This is a genomic window from Microbacterium sp. Soil_C_42, assembly GCF_057656735.1.
This window is the reverse complement of sequence record NZ_JBDGJU010000014.1, coordinates 63,947-81,186: the sequence shown is the minus strand read 5'-3', so window position 1 is coordinate 81,186 and position 17,240 is coordinate 63,947. Positions and strand designations below refer to the sequence as shown.

Genomic DNA, 17,240 nt, shown 5'->3' with positions numbered 1-17,240 from the left:
CGTTTCGACCAAGGGTGAAGTTGATGTTCAGTCGTACTTTCGTGCGCGCCTCGAAGTCTGAGGGTCCGCGCCGCCGCATGCGTCAGGAGCGGACTGAGGAGCGACGTATCGCGCTCCAGAACCGCTGGTACGTGGGAGGACTCGCCACGATCGTGGCGAGTTCTCTTGTGTTCTCGGGGATGTCCCCGGCATCGGCGGAGGAGGTGACCACCCCCGACCCCGCCGCCACCACTGAGGCGACGACGACAGACACGACATCGACGGATGCTGCGCCCCCGCCGCCTGCGGAGGAACCGGCCGCGGAGGAGCCCGCGGTCGAAGAGCCGGCTGCGCCGGCCGACCCGCCTGCTGCGGCTCCGAAGGAGGTCGCGCCCGAAGCGGCCGATCCCGAGTCGCTCGCACCGTTCTCGCTGGTCGCGCCCGCCGTGGACGAGATTTCGGCACTCGCCGTGGTCTGCGCCGGACTCAACGGCGGATTCGAGATCGACGGCAACTACGAGCCCGGCAACTGCGGCGGCAACAAGGACTGGACCAGCGTCGACTACTCGACGACGACTCAGGGCGGCACCTACAACACCGGCCGCAAGGACGATGACCCCACCGAGACCTGGACGGAGGGCGGTGGAACCCCGCCGAAGGTCCAGTTCGACCGCGTCTACTCGTTCGCCGAGACGGTCGGAGGCGACTACCTGCTCAACATGGCGTGGGAGCGCCCGAGTAACTCCGGCACCGGCGGTTTCGCCATCGAGGTCACGAACACCGGTGCGCGAATGGGCAACGGCGTACCGCAGCCCGACCGCAGCGCGGGAGGCTATGTCTTCTACTTCACGATGCAGGGCAACGGCCTGCCCGTGCTCGAACTGACGTGCACCTACACGTCGCAGGCCGACTACCCGACATCCGGCAGCGCTCCGAACTGTCAGGCGCCGGTCGCGGGCGCGTTCCTCGCGGCGGCGAGCAACGAGCCGCTGACGAGCCCCGAAGGGGGAACGATCCCGGCCGGTGCATTCTTCGAGATCGGCCTCAACGTGACCGAGCTGACCGGCGGCGTCGTGCAGCCGGGCTGCCCCGCGCCTTCGGCGGCGACCGCTTACCTGCGCAGCTTCACCGGAGAGTCGACAGGACCGGGCTCGAACCCGAAGGGCTGGGTAGGTCCGCTGGAGGTCGAGCCTCCTTCGACCTGCGGCTCGCTGACGATTAAGAAGACCGACACGAACGGAGCCGGTCTTGCCGGCGCGGCGTTCAGCGTCTCGCCGAACCCGACGACCGGCTCCGGCAGCACGAGCGTCGTCACCGGCGCAGGCGGCACGTTCTCCTTCTCGAACAACGTCAAGCCCGGCACCTATACCGTGACGGAGACCGACGCTCCTCCGGGGTACCTGCTGCCGGCACAGACCAGCCAGCAGGTGACGATCGGTCTCAACGAAGAGAAGAACCTCACGTTCGTCGACCCGCTCGGGAGCGTGACGTGGCTCAAGCACGACGCTTCGGGCGCGCTGCTGGGCGGCGCCACGTTCGAGCTGTCCGCGACCGGTGGTGACGCCGCCGCCGCTCCGTGGGCGAGCACGTTCCCGAAGACAGTGGTCGACAACGGCGCCAACGACGCAGACCCGGTCGCCGGGCAGATCAAGGTCGTGAACCTGCCGACCGGCAGCTACTCCGTCAAGGAGACAGCGGCCCCGGCGGGATACGTCCTGGACGGCACGCCGCAGACCTTCACGATCTCGGACGCGACGCCGAACCCATCGATCACGAAGCCGTTCGTGAACATCCCGTTCGCGAAGGTGACGCTCACGAAGAACTGGGTCGACTCGTTCCCGGGCGACAAGGCCGACATCTCGATCGGCGGCACCGCCTCGGCGAACGGTATGTCGACGGCTCCGACGAACGGTCCCGTCATCGAGGTCTCGGTCGCACCAGGGTCCGCGCTGACACTCGCCGAGGTCCTGTCGGACGCCAACACCGGCGAGTACTCGTCGACGCTCTCGTGCGTGGGCGCAACAGTGTCGAACAACACCGGGCTGGCCGGTTCGGTCACCGTGCCGCAGTACCCCGCGTCCGCGAACGGCGTGCAGTGCACGTTCACGAACACCGCGAAGACTCGCGAGGTGAAGCTGCAGAAGCAGTGGGTCGACGCTTTCCAGGGCGACTCGGCGCAGCTGTCGCTGACCGGTGACGCGGATGGTGCGAAGAGCACCGCGACCGGCGCCGCCGGATCGCAGCTCGACGGCGTGAACGTTGCGACGGCCACGGTTCGCGTCGGCGAGACGGTGCAGTTCGGCGAGGCCCTCACCACGCCGAGCAACGGGCAGTACTCCACGACGTTCTCGTGCACGCCGACCGTGAGTGTCACGCCGGGCGCGACGGTGTACGCCTACACCCTCGACCGCATGCCCGACCAGAACGTGATCTGCACCTTCAAGAACGAGACGGCCAAGGCGACGGTCACCCTCAAGAAGAACTGGGTGAACGCCTTCGAGGGCGACATCGCCAAGCTGAAGATCGACGGTGCGAAGACGTCGACAGCAGATGCCGTGGCTCCTGAGGGAGACGGCACGTCGTCGCAGTTCGCGCAGGTCGTGGTCCGCGTCGGCGACAAGCTCACCCTCTCGGAAGAGCTGCCGACGTCGAACGACGGCCGCTACATCGCCACCTGGGACTGCGAGCACGACACGCAGATCACGGTGACCGGCAACATGGTCTGCACCGTGACCAACACGGCGAAGACCATCGCTGTCGCCGTCAACAAGGTGTGGAAGGACGCCTTCGCGGGCGACACCGCCTCCCTTTCGATCAACGGGCAGGCTGCGACCGCGACGGCTGATGGAACCGCGACGCAGACGATTCCGAACGTCGTCGTCAAGACCATCCGTGTCGGTGAGACGGTGACCGTGAAGGAGACCCTCGGTCAGAACAAGGGGACGTACGACACCACAGCCAGCTGCACGACCGTCGAAGAGCAACTCTCCGTCGATCAGCGCACGGCGACGTTCACGGCCGCGGAGGGACCGAACGTGTCGTGCACCTTCACGAACACGGCTCGCAAGCACGACGTCACGTTGAAGAAGGCGTGGGTCGACGCGATCACCGGGGACAAGGCCGATCTGACGATCGCCGCCGGCCAGGGTGGCAAGCTCTACGGCGGCACGCCGACGAACACGTCGACGGTCACCGCGCAGTCCGGCCCCACCTTCACCGACAACGGGCACACCGCGACCACGCAGGTTCGCGTCGGTGACGCTGTGACGCTCTCCGAGGCGGTGACCGGAGTCGGCTCCTACTCGACGGCGTACGAGTGCACGACGGGCGCGACGGGGGCGGTGCAGTCCTTCGGTCTCACCGTTCCGGACGCCAACGTGGTCTGCACGTTCACGAACACCGCCGGCCGGGCGGTCGTCACGCTGAAGAAGAACTGGGTCGGCGCCTTCGAGGGCGATGAAGCGCACCTCTCGATCACGGGAGCTGCGACGGACTCCGACACCTCGGTCGCCTCTGGCACCGACGGGCTCGACGACACGTACTCGCAGGTGAGCGTCCGTCTCGGCGAGAAGGTCACCCTCAAGGAGACCATCACCGATGCCGACAACCAGGGACGCTACGACTCGACCTGGTCGTGCGACAACCAGACGAGCGGCAACGGCCGGACCGTCGGTGAGATCACCGTCACCGGTGACGTGGTCTGCACGATCACGAACACCGCGAAGAAGATCGACATCACCGTCGCCAAGCAGTGGAGCAACGCGTTCGTCGGCGACTCGGCGAAGCTGTCGATCGGCGTCACCGAGAGTGTCTCTTCTGCCGCGACGCCGAACGAGCTCGACGCGAACGTCGTGACCAAGACGGTGCGGGTCGGCGAGGCCGTCCACATCGCCGAGGCGATCGATGATGCGGTGAACACCGGCCGGTACGCCAGCACTTACGCCTGTGAGGGCGTGGATGCTGCGGGCACGGGCCGCGCGCTCGATTTCGTGGCGCCGGGCTCGAACGTGGTCTGCACCTTCACCAACACCGCCATCAAGGTTCCCGTCGTGCTGAGCAAGCGGTGGATCGACGCTCTCCCGGGCGACAGCGCCACGCTGTCGATCACGCCCGAGAGCGGGCCGCTCCTCGACACGGTGTCGAGCTACCTGGAGGCGTCGCCGAAGGACTTCGACGACACGACGCACTTCGTGAAGGCTGACGTCCGCATCGGCGCCGTCATCCCGATGAAGGAGGTCGTGACAGGGGCCGGGGTGTACGCGTCGACCTCGGTCTGCACCGGCGGTGAGAAGACGCCGGTCGGCACCGACGGCCGGGCGTTCACCCTTGAGGTGACCGGTGACGGCATCTGGTGCCGCTTCGTGAACCAGTCGCAGACGGCGACCGTGCACCTGCTCAAGACGTGGGTGAACGGCCAGGCGGGCGACACCGCGAAGCTCGACATCACCGCACAGACGAGCGACACCGCCACGTCCACGTCGAACGGCGCGGTGGGTTCGTTCACCGACGTCGACAACGAGGCAACGGCGGAGGGACTCATCGGCGCCCAGGTGACGGTGAAGGAGACGGTGAGCGTGCTCAAGGGCGCGGCATCCGACTACACCAGCACGCTGGTCTGCACGACGGCCGATGAAGAGGTCGTGCTTGCTGCGGACGCGCGCAGCGGTTCGTTCACTATGCCGAACGAGCCCGTCTGGTGCGAGTTCACCAACACCGCCGAGCGACCGACGATCACACTGCTGAAGGTGGTGTCGCCGGCGGTGGTCGCAGACGCCAACTGGAAGCTCAGCGCGACGCCGACGGTCGGAGCGAACCCGACGGTGACCAGTGCCGGCGGCGATGTGCCGAAGACGCTCGTCACGGCGGACGTTCCGTTCGGGCTCTCGGAGGCAGTGGTCGGCCAAGTGGCCGGGCTGAACGAGTTCAGCGCCGGTCTGTGGTCGTGCACCTCTGACAAGGCCGGGGCGGTGACCCTGAGCAACAGCTCGCCGGGTGTCGCCGGTCTGCGAGGCCTGGACAAGGGCGAGGACGTGGTCTGCACGATCGTCAACTCGCACGTCGACCAGGGCTTTGAGTTCGACAAGACGGCGGTGAGCTCGGTGCAGCGCCCCGATGGCACGTGGGACGTGACCTACAAGATCACCGTGCACAACAACAGCGTGGTGGTGCCCATCGAGTACGACCTCACCGACACGCTGGACGAGCCGGCTGACGGTGTCCGCTACCTGGATGCCTCGTGGACCGGTCCGACCGAGGGGGAGTTCGATCTCGAGGAGAGCTTGACGGCCGACCTCGCGACCGGTGCGGAGCTGCCGCCGTACGCCGAGAGCGACAGCGACGCGGTCTACACCGTGGTCGTGCACGTCGTGATCGACAAGGCGCCCACGACCGCGGACAGCTGCCCTGAGGATGACGGCATCGGAATCGTGAACTCGGCGACGGTCACCATCGGCGAGGACTCCGACACCGACGCGGATTGTGGCACGATCCACGTCGACGACGTCGGCATCGTCAAGGCGGCGAGCTCCGAGTCTGTCGAGCCGGGAGTTCCGTTCGACTACATCCTCGAAGTGACGAACCACGGCACCCGCACGGCGACTGACGTCCACGTCCGTGATGCGGACTTCAACGCGCGCCTGGACATCCAGTCGGTCTCGCTGCCTGAGGGTGTCGACTGGGGTCCCGAACCGGGCTGGACCGAGAATGCCGGCGAGCAGGAGAACGACGTCCTCGACCTCGAGATCGCGTCGATCGCCGTCGGCGAGACGGTGGAGGTCACGATCACGGTCGTGCTGAACCCGCAGCCGGCGGTCTCGTCGAGCGATCCGGGCGCACCGGTGCCGTCGGCACCCGAGCCGCTCGACGAGCTCGAGAACGAGGCATGTGTCGACACCGCGGCCGACCAGATCGAGGGCCCGTTCGACGGCGGCGAGTTCGCCCCGAACTGCGATGACCTCACCATCGAGGTGCGGGAGATGACGGGCGTGGTCTACACCGCGTGCGTCAGCGACACGGCTCAGCTCGTGTACGACATCCGCGTCTCGTCCGCGCTGGCGCAGCTCCCGGTGAGCGGCGAGTGGGTCACGGCTGAGGATCCGCAGGACCCCAGCCACCGTGTGTCCATCGACGAGTTCTTCTCGAACCCTGCCGGTGTCACCGGAACGGTGCAGTGGCCGGGCAGCCAGTTCGTCGGCAACCCGCCGGTCGCGGTGGACTACCCGGGTTGGCGCGCACTGGAGGCGTCGGATTACGGACCCAACGGCGGCTACATCAACCCCGAGGACGGGTTGGAGTATGCACCGGAGGACGCGGGGTTCTTCGTCTTCAACGGTCTGATCCTCGACCCGAGCGAGCTCGACTTCGCCTGGCGTGGTCAGAGTACTGTCACCTTCTCGGTCAACCCGACGATCGCCTTCGACATCGAGTACCCGGAGTCGACGGCAGCCTGCGAGCAGGCTCGTCAGTCCGACGTCCAGATCGAGAAGACGGCGAGCGTGGAGAAGACGGATCCGGGGGCCTCGTTCACCTACAGCCTGGCCGTGGAGAACAAGAGTGCCGACTCCGCCGCCGACGCCGTGGTCGTCACTGACGCCATTCCCGCCGACATCAAGATCACGAACGTGACCTGGACCGGCAAGGGTGACGACACGGTGTTCCCGAACTGGACCTCCTGCGAGGTCACGGGCCAGAACAGCGCCGGCTACGGCGGAATGCTGACCTGTGAGCTGTTCGGACCGCTGCAGCCCCAGGGCGCGACGGAAGGAGCCACCGCGGCTCCGACCATCACCCTGGCCGCGACGGTGAACCCAGGGTCGAAGGCCAGCTCGATCACCAACGTGGCGGTCGTCGACTACCACACGTTCGGTGACCCGGACGATCCGGGCCGGGACTCGGACGACGCTGTCGTCCTCCTCTCGGCACTGCCGGCGACCGGTGGTGAGTTGCCGCCGCTCCTGGTGCTCCTCGGCCTGCTCGCTCTGCTCGGAGGCACGACGATGCTGATCGTCACCCGCCGCCGGCGCGGAGAGGCCAAGGCCACCATCTGACCGACCGTGTGAGAGAGCGGGACCGCCCCAAGGCCCGCTCTCTCACCCGACTCCGGCCCGCCTCTTGGTGCCGGACGAACGAGCCCCTCGCACCCCAAAGGCGAGGGGCTCGTTCGTGCGTCGGGACCTGGACGAGGGCGGTGCGCCTCGGCCCGCAGCATCCCGTCGCGCGTCGATTTCGCTCATCGGGGCGCGCCGCGATAGCCTGCACGAACGGGCGGTCATCCGCCTGTCCCGCGGCCTTGGGGAAGATCGCGGAAAACCGGATCCCCTTCGGCCCGAACCGGGTGAGGATCTGACGCTCGTTCCCCCGACGGGTGAATGGTGCGCCCCCGCGCACCGTAGTAGTGCGGTACCCCCGTACCGCAGAAGTACCGACGTGCCCCCGCGCGTCGCTGGGATGTACGGCGCGCTCTGCGCGTCGCTGGGATGAACGGCGCGCTCCGGCGTGCCGCTGGGATGAACGGCGCGCTTCGGTGCGCCGCTGGGACGGCGCTTCGGCGCCGAATAGGGGAGGAACGCTGTGCCTGCATTGCGCAAGCGAACATGGAAAGCACTCGCTGGGGCGCTGGTCGCCGCCGCACTCGTGGTGGCACCTCTGGTGACCGCCGGCGCAACGGCGACCGAGCCGGTGCTCGCGGGCGAGGTAGGAACGCTGGAGCCGTGGAGCCCCGAGACGAACCACACGGACTACTGGGCCAAGCTCTACGCCGACCACGGCGCGGTGTGCTACTCGTCCAACGGGAGCACGAGCCACGGCAAGATCACCGACGGCGGCACGACCGTCACGGTGAACGCCTACGGCAAGGACTGGTACGGCGATCACTGGGAGCTGCTCGTCATCAAGGGCGGATCCGACTACAACAATGTGATCGTGCACCCGAAGGCGGGGGTCGCGTACGCGTCGCCGCCCAACAAGAACAACCAGGCGGACGTGTCTCACTGGATCGTCTGCAAGGGCAAGACACCCGACACCCCGCAGCCTGAGGCGCCGTCGCAGGATCTCACTTGCACCGCGATCGTCGTCGACTACCACCGCGCGCTGAAGAACGGCGACCACATCAACATCAGCTACGCGAAGGACAAGCAGGTCAACGCCTACGTGGACCAGAACATCCAGGGTGGCTGGAACACGCTGGGCCTGCGCTTCTCCGACGGATCGACGCGGCCACTCACCAAGGCCGAGGTGAAGTCGGGTGTCATCAACTGGAAGTACTCGGCGCTGATCCCGACCGACGCGTACACGATCTCCTTCGTCCAGACGAACGAGACGGACACGTGGCCCGACCTTGCGTGCGGCGAAGAGGACGCGCCCCCGGCGGTCGTGACCCCCTCGCTGTCGTACACCGCGCCGTCGTGCGCGGCCGATGGCTCGGTCACCCCGAGCGACGACGCCACCTGGATCTCCACGAAGAACCAGGACGGCTCGACGACCTGGACCGCTGCCCCCGAGGACCGCACGGTCTTCCCCGAGGGCGCTCAGATCACGTGGAAGGTGCCGAGTCTGACGAAGCTCTCGCCCAGCAGCGAGGATTGCCGACCGGGTCAGCCCGACGCGGTGAAGACGGTCACCCCGGCGTCGACCTACGACTGCACCAGCACCTCGGTCAGCACGACCACCACCACGACCATCACCCCCTTCGTCTGGAACGGCGAGAAGTGGGTGCTCGGTACGCCCGAGACCACGACCAAGGACGAGAAGCGCCCGATGACGGCGGCGGAGAAGAAGGAATGCCCGCTGCCCGTCGAGGACCCGACGCATTCCGAGTGGAAGGACAGCGAGTGGGTGTGCGGTGACAGGACCGTCACGCAGACGCGCGAGAAGACCACGACGACCTACGCCTACAACGGCGAGGGGACCGCGGTGCCCACCGTCACCAAGACGGAGGAGACCCAGACCCGTGACCTCACCAGCGAGGAGATCGGCGAGGCCTGCGACCTGATCCCGGGTGAGATCGACTCGGTCTGCGTGAGCGATGTGCCGTTCCTCGGCTACGAGGTCTCGCTGCCCGAGGGCTTCGAGACCGAGAGCCCGACCCCCGTGACCATCACATTCGTGAACCCGACCGAGGGTGGCGAAGATTTCGTGGCCGAGAATCAGTCGCTCACCGGCACCCTGCTGTGGCCGGGCGCGTCGAACGGCACGCCGAAGATGTGGCCCGGCTGGGACCTCGTCGACGGGGAGTACGTGAAGACCGACGGCAACTACGACTGGACCCGCAAGGGCGTCACGGTGCGCTTCGAGGTGAACCCGTCGTACGCGACCGAGGTCTTCTACCCGGAGGCCTCAGCCGATTGCGCCAACCCGCCCATCGGCGGCGGGGACGACCCGACCGACCCCACCACCCCGACCGACACACCGTCGACCCCGGCAACCGGCACGCCGGCGTCGACCGGCCCCGAGGCGCTCGCGGTCACGGGTGGCGGCATCAGCCCGATGTTCGCGGTCGCGGGTGGTGCCGTGCTCCTCGCCGGCATCGCGACGGTCGCCTTCGCGGCCTCCCGTCGCCGCCGCGCGAGCGCGGAGTGACGCATTAATAGATAGGTAGAGAGGGCGGTCGCGCACAGCGCGACCGCCCTCTCGCATAGGGGCGCAGCATCCCTCCTGCGAACCCTCCTGAGAAACGCCCGAGCATACCCGCGTCGCGACACGCCCGAGTTTGCGACACGCCCGGGGTGCACGTAGACTAGTGAGGTTCCACATTCCGACGCCCCTCTTGGCGTGCGTCGGATCACTGCCAGGGCAGTGCATAGGCAGCGCAGACGCGCAGGGTCCTAGGCCGCGGGCAGCAGAACCACCACATCACGAATCCACCTCGGGCGGAGCTTTGCTTCGCGCGCGGGGGAGGACGGATGCCGGGACGCGGCGCTTCGGCGCGGCACCCGGATTGACAGCAGAACAGCGGTGCAGCACGCACTGCGTAAGCGGTGCAGAAGTGCCATGGCGCTTTGCGCCACGTGCGTCCAATGCCACAGGGGTATGACGCGAGAAAGAGAGTGAGCAGACAATGGCGGGACAGAAGATCCGCATTCGCCTGAAGTCGTACGACCACGAGGTCATCGACTCGTCGGCGCGCAAGATCGTCGACACCGTGACCCGTGCGGGCGCGACGGTCGTGGGCCCCGTGCCCCTTCCGACGGAGAAGAACGTGATCGCCGTGATCCGTTCTCCCCACAAGTACAAGGACAGCCGCGAGCACTTCGAGATGCGCACCCACAAGCGTCTGATCGACATCATCGATCCGACGCCCAAGGCTGTCGACTCGCTCATGCGTCTCGACCTCCCGGCCGATGTCAACATCGAGATCAAGCTCTGAGGTTCGACATGGCTGACATCAACAACAAGGTTTCCAAGGGCCTGCTGGGCACGAAGCTCGGCATGACCCAGGTCTGGGATGAGAACGGCAAGCTCGTTCCCGTCACCGTCATCGAGATCGCCCCGAACGTGGTCACCCAGGTTCGCACCCCCGAGAAGGACGGCTACAAGGCCGTGCAGATCGGCTACGGGCAGATCGACCCCCGCAAGGTGAACCAGCCCCTCACGGCCCACTTCGAGGCCGCGGGTGTCACCCCGCGCCGTCACCTCACCGAGATCCGCACCGCGGACGCCGCTGACTACTCACTCGGTCAGGAGCTCACGGTGGACGGCACGTTCGAGGCCGGCCAGCTGGTCGACGTCGTCGGCACCAGCAAGGGCAAGGGCACCGCGGGTGTCATGAAGCGTCACAACTTCAAGGGTGTCTCCGCTTCGCACGGTGCGCACCGCAACCACCGCAAGCCCGGCTCGATCGGCGCCTCGTCGACCCCGAGCCGCGTCTTCAAGGGCATGCGCATGGCCGGCCGTATGGGTGGCGAGCGCGTGACCGTCCTCAACCTCAAGGTGCACGCCATCGACGCCGAGAAGGGTCTGCTGCTCGTCAAGGGCGCCGTCCCCGGTGCTCGCGGCCGCATCGTCTACGTCCGCAACGCAGTGAAGGGTGCCTGATCTCATGGCTGACTCGACTCTCGCGCTCGACGTCGTGAAGGCAGACGGCAAGAAGGCTGGTTCCGTCCAGCTGCCCGCCGATCTCTTCGACGTCAAGACGAACATCCCGCTCATCCACCAGGTCGTCGTCGCGCAGCTCGCGGCGGCTCGCCAGGGCACCCACTCGACCAAGCGTCGCGGTGAGGTCTCGGGCGCCGGCCGCAAGCCCTTCAAGCAGAAGGGCACGGGTAACGCCCGCCAGGGCTCGATCCGCGCGCCGCACATGACCGGCGGTGGCATCGTGCACGGCCCGAAGCCGCGCGACTACTCGCAGCGCACCCCCAAGAAGATGATCGCGGCCGCCCTGCTGGGCGCGCTCAGCGACCGTGCTCGCGGCGAGCGCCTCCACGTCGTGGAGTCGTTCGGCATCGAGGGTGCTCCGTCGACCAAGGCCGCTGCTGCGGTCCTGGCCGGTCTCGGCGCCACCAAGAACGTGCTCGTGGTCGTGGACCGCTCGGACGACATCAGCGTCCTCAGCGTCCGCAACATCGCGTTCGCCCACGTGCTGCCCGCTGACCAGCTCAACGCCTACGACGTGCTCGTCTCGGACGACATCGTCTTCACCAAGGCCGCCTACGACGCGTTCGTCGCGTCGAAGAGCGCCGTCACCGAGGAGGCCTCGGCATGACCGCCGTCAACAAGGACCCGCGCGACATCATCCTGAAGCCGGTCGTTTCGGAGAAGAGCTACGGGCTCATCGACGAGGGCAAGTACACCTTCCTCGTCGACCCCCGTGCCTCGAAGACCGAGATCAAGCTCGCCATCGAGAAGATCTTCGGCGTCAAGGTCGCAGCGGTCAACACGCTCAACCGCACGGGCAAGGCCCGTCGCACCCGCTTCGGCACGGGCAAGCGCAAGGACACCAAGCGCGCCATCGTGACCCTGAAGTCGGGCACCATCGACATCTTCACGGCAGTCGGCTGACGGTCGGGATAGAGGACTAGAGATATGGCTATTCGCAAGTACAAGCCCACGACCCCGGGTCGCCGCGGCTCGTCGGTGGCCGACTTCGCCGAGATCACCCGATCGACGCCTGAGAAGTCGCTCCTCCGCCCGCTCAGCAAGACCGGTGGCCGCAACAACCAGGGCCGCATCACCACGCGTCACATCGGTGGTGGCCACAAGCGTCAGTACCGCGTCATCGACTTCCGTCGTAACGACAAGGACGGCATCAACGCCAAGGTCGCTCACATCGAGTACGACCCCAACCGCACCGCGCGCATCGCGCTCCTGCACTACTTCGACGGCGAGAAGCGCTACATCATCGCGCCGAACAAGCTGTCGCAGGGCGACATCGTCGAGTCGGGTCCGTCGGCCGACATCAAGCCGGGCAACAACCTGCCGCTGAAGAACATCCCCACCGGTACCGTGATCCACGCGATCGAGCTCCGCCCCGGCGGCGGCGCGAAGCTGGCCCGCTCGGCCGGCGCGTCGGTTCGCCTCGTGGCGAAGGACGGCCCCTACGCCCAGCTGCGTCTGCCCTCGGGCGAGATCCGCAACGTCGACGCGCGCTGCCGCGCGACCGTCGGCGAGGTGGGCAACGCCGAGCAGTCGAACATCAACTGGGGCAAGGCCGGCCGTAACCGCTGGAAGGGCATCCGCCCGACCGTCCGCGGTGTCGCCATGAACCCGGTCGACCACCCGCACGGTGGTGGTGAGGGTAAGACCTCTGGTGGTCGTCACCCGGTTTCGCCGTGGGGTCAGGCCGAAGGCCGCACCCGTCACGCGAACAAGGAAAGCGACAAGTACATCGTCCGTCGTCGCAACGCCGGCAAGAAGCGGAAGTAGGAGTAGAGGAAGATGCCTCGCAGCCTTAAGAAGGGCCCCTTCGTCGACGAGCACCTGCTTCGCAAGGTCGTCGTCCAGAACGAAGCCGGCACCAAGAACGTCATCAAGACCTGGTCGCGCCGTTCGATGATCATCCCGGCCATGCTGGGTCACACCATCGCCGTGCACGACGGACGCAAGCACATCCCCGTGTTCGTGTCCGAGACCATGGTCGGCCACAAGCTGGGCGAGTTCGCGCCCACCCGCACCTTCCGCGGCCACGTGAAGGACGACAAGAAGGGCCGCCGCCGCTGACGCGGGGGCAGAGGAGAGAGAAATGGTGGAGTCCATCGCACGCGTGCGACACATCCGCGTGACCCCTCAGAAGGCTCGTCGTGTCGTTGCGCTCATCAAGGGCAAGCAGGCTGAGGAGGCCCTGGCCATCCTCAAGTTCGCACCGCAGGGTGCGAGCGAGCCGATCTACAAGCTCGTCGCCGCCGCGATCGCGAACGCTCGCGTCAAGGCAGACAAGGACGGCGAGTACCTGGACGAGCAGGACCTGTACGTGAAGAACGCGTACGTCGACGAGGGCACGACGCTCAAGCGTTTCCAGCCCCGCGCGCAGGGTCGTGCCTTCCAGATCAAGAAGCGCACCAGCCACATCACCGTCGTGCTCTCGACCCCCGAGGTCGCGGAGACGGCACCGGCTGCCAAGAGCAAGAAGGCGAGCAAGTAATGGGACAGAAAGTCCACCCGTACGGCTTCCGCCTCGGCATCACGACCGACCACGTGTCGCGTTGGTTCTCGGACTCGACGAAGCCCGGCCAGCGTTACGCCGACTACGTCGCCGAGGACATCCGCATCCGCAAGCTCCTGCAGACCCAGCTCGACCGGGCCGGCGTGAGCAACATCGAGATCGAGCGCACCCGTGACCGCGTTCGCGTCGACATCCACACCGCCCGTCCGGGCATCGTGATCGGTCGCCGCGGCGCCGAGGCCGAGCGCATCCGCGCCGACCTCGAGAAGCTCACCGGCAAGCAGATCCAGCTGAACATCCTCGAGGTCAAGAACCCCGAGGCCGACGCTCAGCTCGTCGCGCAGGGCATCGCCGAGCAGCTCACCGCTCGCGTGGCGTTCCGTCGCGCGATGCGCAAGGGCCTGCAGGGCGCTCAGCGCGCCGGCGCCAAGGGCGTCCGCATCCAGGTCTCCGGCCGCCTCGGCGGCGCCGAGATGAGCCGCTCGGAGTTCTACCGCGAGGGTCGTGTGCCGCTGCACACGCTGCGCGCGAACATCGACTACGGCTTCTACGAGGCGAAGACCACCTTCGGCCGCATCGGCGTGAAGGTCTGGATCTACAAGGGCGACCTCACCAACAAGGAGCTCGCTCGCGAGCAGGCCAACGCGCCGAAGTCGGACCGTCGTCGCGACGACCGTCGTGGCGGCCCGCGTGGCGACCGCGGCGAGCGTGGCGGCGACCGCCGCAACGAGGCCCCCGTGGCAGAAGGAGCGTCGGCGTAATGCTCATCCCCCGCAAGGTCAAGTACCGCAAGCAGCACCACCCCGGCCGCTCCGGCCAGGCCACCGGTGGCACGAAGGTGTCGTTCGGTGAGTTCGGCATCCAGGCCCTGACGCCCGCTTACGTGACGAACCGTCAGATCGAGTCCGCTCGTATCGCGATGACCCGTCACATCAAGCGTGGCGGCAAGGTGTGGATCAACATCTACCCCGACCGTCCGCTCACCAAGAAGCCGGCCGAAACCCGCATGGGTTCCGGCAAGGGTTCGCCCGAGTGGTGGGTCGCAAACGTCAAGCCGGGTCGCGTCCTCTTCGAGGTCGCCGGCGTCAACGAGGAACTCGCTCGTGAGGCCCTGACCCGTGCCATCCACAAGCTGCCTCTGAAGGCACGCATCATCAAGCGCGAGGAGGGCGACGCGTAATGGCGATCGGCACCAAGACGCTCGCCCCGAGCGAGCTCGACACGTTCGAAGACCAGCGCCTCGTCGAGGAGCTGCGCAAGGCCAAGGAAGAGCTGTTCAACCTGCGCTTCCAGTCGGCGACCGGCCAGCTCGAGAGCCACGGCCGCATCCGTGCGGTCAAGCGCGACATCGCGCGGCTCTACACCGTGATCCGTGAGCGCGAGCTCGGCATCCGTGCCACGCCCGCGCCGCTGGAGACCGCGACGAAGGCGAAGAAGACGAAGGCCAAGAAGGCGGATGCCGCTGACGAGGCCGCGAAGGAAGAGGCCGAGTGATGGCTGACAAGAAGCAGGCCGCAGAGGTCGAGCACGGCGAGCACGACGTTCGCGACGCCGACGCCCGTGGCTACCGCAAGGCCCGCCGTGGCTACGTCGTCAGCGACAAGATGGACAAGACCATCGTCGTCGAGGTCGAGGACCGCGTGAAGCACCCGCTCTACGGCAAGGTCATCCGCCGCACCTCCAAGGTGAAGGCGCACGACGAGACGAACTCCGCCGGCATCGGCGACCTCGTCCTCATCAACGAGACCCGCCCGCTCAGCGCCACCAAGCGCTGGCGTCTGGTCGAGATCCTGGAGAAGGCCAAGTGATTCAGAACGAGTCCCGCCTCAAGGTCGCCGACAACACGGGCGCCAAGGAGCTGCTCACCATCCGCGTTCTCGGCGGCTCGAACCGCCGTTACGCGGGTCTGGGTGACATCATCGTGGCCACCGTCAAGGACGCGATCCCGGGCGGCAACGTCAAGAAGGGCGACGTCGTCAAGGCCGTCGTCGTTCGCACCAAGAAGGAGACCCGTCGTCCCGACGGGTCGTACATCAAGTTCGACGAGAACGCCGCCGTCATCCTGAAGAACGACGGGGAGCCCCGCGGCACCCGCATCTTCGGACCGGTCGGTCGTGAGCTTCGTGACAAGAAGTTCATGAAGATCGTCTCGCTCGCACCGGAGGTGATCTGACCCCATGGCCAAGATCAAGAAGGGTGACCTGGTTCAGGTCATCACGGGCAAGAAGCAGGACAAGGGCGGCGACCGCGGCAAGCAGGGCAAGGTCCTCGAGATCCTCGCCGAGCAGAACCGCGTCATCGTCGAGGGCGTGAACTACGTCACGAAGCACAACCGTGTCGGTCAGTCGCAGCGCGGCACCAAGACGGGCGGCATCGAGACGATGGAAGCCCCCATCCACATCTCCAACGTCCAGGTCGTCGACCCCTCGACCAAGAAGCCGACCCGTGTCGGCCACCGTGTCGAGGAGCAGACCAAGGACGGCGTGAAGCGCACCGTCCGCGTGCGCTACGCGAAGAAGTCAGGCAAGGACCTCTGAACATGAGCAGCACCACTGCCGTGGAGGCTGGCAAGATCCAGCCCCGCCTGAAGCAGAAGTACAACGGCGAGATCAAGAAGGCTCTGCAGGACGAGTTCGGCTACGCCAACGTCATGCAGATCCCCGGCCTGGTCAAGGTCGTCGTGAACACCGGTGTCGGCGAGGCAGCTCGCGACAGCAAGGTGATCGATGGTGCGGTCGACGACCTCACCAAGATCACCGGTCAGAAGCCGGTCGTGACCAAGGCCCGCAAGTCCATCGCGCAGTTCAAGCTGCGTGAGGGTCAGGCCATCGGCGCGCACGTCACCCTCCGTGGTGACCGCGCGTGGGAGTTCATCGACCGCCTCGTCAACCTGGCGCTGCCCCGCATCCGCGACTTCCGCGGCCTGTCGGGCGCCCAGTTCGACGGTCACGGCAACTACACCTTCGGTCTCCAGGAGCAGTCCGTGTTCCACGAGATCAACCAGGACAAGATCGACCGCGTCCGCGGCTTCGACATCACCATCGTGACGACCGCGAAGACGGACGCCGAGGGCCGCGCACTCCTGCGCGCCCTGGGCTTCCCGTTCAAGTCGGACGACGCGCAGGCGTAATTCCTGAATCGGATGCCTCGACCCGGGCGCGTGCGCGCGGGTCGAGGCATCCGGATCCGATAACTGAACATGGCAATCATGGAAGGTCGTCCGGCGTGTAACGCCTGCCGATACCTCGTGAACAAAGGAATCAAGAAATGACAATGACAGACCCGGTCGCAGACATGCTGACCCGTCTGCGCAACGCGAACTCGGCGCACCACGACTCCGTGTCGCTGCCGAGCTCCAAGCTCAAGACCCACATCGCCGAGATCCTCAAGCAGGAGGGCTACATCTCCGCGTGGGAGGTCAGCGACGCCCGCGTCGGCTCGACCCTCACCCTGACGCTCAAGTACGGCCCGAACCGCGAGCGGTCGATCGCCGGCATCAAGCGCGTCTCGAAGCCCGGCCTGCGCGTGTACGCGAAGTCGACCGAGATCCCCCGCGTCCTCGGCGGCCTCGGCGTCGCGATCCTGTCCACCTCCTCCGGTCTTCTCACGGACCGCCAGGCAGAGCAGAAGGGCGTGGGTGGGGAAGTCCTCGCCTACGTGTGGTGAT

Annotated in this window: 17 protein-coding genes; all 17 read left to right on the top strand. The window is 66.9% G+C overall.

Annotation, left to right across the window (positions count from 1 at the left end; translation table 11 throughout):
* The first annotated feature begins 23 nt into the window (after positions 1 to 23).
* The 17 genes from AC3A46_RS10660 (at position 24) to rpsH (ending at position 17,239) form a co-directional block, all read left to right on the top strand.
* Positions 24 to 7,025 (top strand): SpaA isopeptide-forming pilin-related protein, encoded by a 7,002-nt coding sequence (locus AC3A46_RS10660; protein WP_487665154.1) that lies wholly within the window; start codon positions 24 to 26, stop codon positions 7,023 to 7,025.
* Between the two features lie 523 nt (positions 7,026 to 7,548).
* On the top strand, positions 7,549 to 9,555 hold the full coding sequence (locus AC3A46_RS10655; protein WP_487665153.1) for a hypothetical protein: 2,007 nt from the start codon (positions 7,549 to 7,551) through the stop codon (positions 9,553 to 9,555).
* 478 nt (positions 9,556 to 10,033) lie between these two features.
* Positions 10,034 to 10,342 (top strand): 30S ribosomal protein S10, encoded by a 309-nt coding sequence (gene rpsJ, locus AC3A46_RS10650; protein ID WP_018171443.1) that lies wholly within the window; start codon positions 10,034 to 10,036, stop codon positions 10,340 to 10,342.
* An 8-nt stretch (positions 10,343 to 10,350) separates the two neighbouring features.
* The gene (gene rplC / locus AC3A46_RS10645; RefSeq protein WP_045301481.1) at positions 10,351 to 11,010 is read left to right on the top strand and encodes a 50S ribosomal protein L3; all 660 of its coding nucleotides are present in this window, start codon (positions 10,351 to 10,353) and stop codon (positions 11,008 to 11,010) included.
* Between the two features lie 4 nt (positions 11,011 to 11,014).
* Complete coding sequence (gene rplD / locus AC3A46_RS10640) at positions 11,015 to 11,677, top strand: 50S ribosomal protein L4 (protein ID WP_056371392.1); 663 nt, start codon at positions 11,015 to 11,017, stop codon at positions 11,675 to 11,677.
* Complete coding sequence (gene rplW / locus AC3A46_RS10635; protein ID WP_045301485.1) at positions 11,674 to 11,973, top strand: 50S ribosomal protein L23; 300 nt, start codon at positions 11,674 to 11,676, stop codon at positions 11,971 to 11,973. The genes rplD and rplW overlap by 4 nt, the downstream gene beginning before the upstream one ends.
* 24 nt (positions 11,974 to 11,997) lie before the next feature.
* Complete coding sequence (gene rplB, locus AC3A46_RS10630) at positions 11,998 to 12,837, top strand: 50S ribosomal protein L2 (protein ID WP_045301487.1); 840 nt, start codon at positions 11,998 to 12,000, stop codon at positions 12,835 to 12,837.
* Between the two features lie 12 nt (positions 12,838 to 12,849).
* Positions 12,850 to 13,131 carry a 30S ribosomal protein S19 gene (rpsS, locus tag AC3A46_RS10625; RefSeq protein ID WP_045275479.1) on the top strand — a complete coding sequence of 94 codons (282 nt, stop codon included), beginning with the start codon at positions 12,850 to 12,852 and terminating at the stop codon, positions 13,129 to 13,131.
* A gap of 22 nt (positions 13,132 to 13,153) precedes the next feature.
* The gene (gene rplV / locus AC3A46_RS10620; RefSeq protein WP_045301488.1) at positions 13,154 to 13,552 is read left to right on the top strand and encodes a 50S ribosomal protein L22; all 399 of its coding nucleotides are present in this window, start codon (positions 13,154 to 13,156) and stop codon (positions 13,550 to 13,552) included.
* On the top strand, positions 13,552 to 14,334 hold the full coding sequence (rpsC, locus tag AC3A46_RS10615) for a 30S ribosomal protein S3 (RefSeq protein ID WP_045301490.1): 783 nt from the start codon (positions 13,552 to 13,554) through the stop codon (positions 14,332 to 14,334). The genes rplV and rpsC overlap by 1 nt, the downstream gene beginning before the upstream one ends.
* Positions 14,334 to 14,753, top strand: a complete 420-nt coding sequence (rplP, locus tag AC3A46_RS10610; RefSeq protein ID WP_018171451.1) for a 50S ribosomal protein L16 — start codon at positions 14,334 to 14,336, stop codon at positions 14,751 to 14,753. Before rpsC ends, rplP begins: the two co-directional genes overlap by 1 nt.
* Entirely contained in the window at positions 14,753 to 15,067 is a 315-nt protein-coding gene (gene rpmC / locus AC3A46_RS10605) for a 50S ribosomal protein L29 (protein WP_045301493.1), read from the top strand. Before rplP ends, rpmC begins: the two co-directional genes overlap by 1 nt.
* Positions 15,067 to 15,381: a 30S ribosomal protein S17 gene (rpsQ, locus tag AC3A46_RS10600; RefSeq protein WP_056371390.1), complete on the top strand. Its 315-nt coding sequence runs from the start codon at positions 15,067 to 15,069 to the stop codon at positions 15,379 to 15,381. The genes rpmC and rpsQ overlap by 1 nt, the downstream gene beginning before the upstream one ends.
* Complete coding sequence (rplN, locus tag AC3A46_RS10595; RefSeq protein ID WP_056371389.1) at positions 15,378 to 15,746, top strand: 50S ribosomal protein L14; 369 nt, start codon at positions 15,378 to 15,380, stop codon at positions 15,744 to 15,746. The genes rpsQ and rplN overlap by 4 nt, the downstream gene beginning before the upstream one ends.
* 4 nt (positions 15,747 to 15,750) lie before the next feature.
* The gene (gene rplX / locus AC3A46_RS10590) at positions 15,751 to 16,110 is read left to right on the top strand and encodes a 50S ribosomal protein L24 (RefSeq protein WP_056371387.1); all 360 of its coding nucleotides are present in this window, start codon (positions 15,751 to 15,753) and stop codon (positions 16,108 to 16,110) included.
* A 2-nt stretch (positions 16,111 to 16,112) separates the two neighbouring features.
* The gene (gene rplE, locus AC3A46_RS10585) at positions 16,113 to 16,703 is read left to right on the top strand and encodes a 50S ribosomal protein L5 (RefSeq protein WP_056371384.1); all 591 of its coding nucleotides are present in this window, start codon (positions 16,113 to 16,115) and stop codon (positions 16,701 to 16,703) included.
* A gap of 137 nt (positions 16,704 to 16,840) precedes the next feature.
* On the top strand, positions 16,841 to 17,239 hold the full coding sequence (rpsH, locus tag AC3A46_RS10580; protein WP_045301501.1) for a 30S ribosomal protein S8: 399 nt from the start codon (positions 16,841 to 16,843) through the stop codon (positions 17,237 to 17,239).
* The last annotated feature ends 1 nt before the right edge of the window (position 17,240 follow it).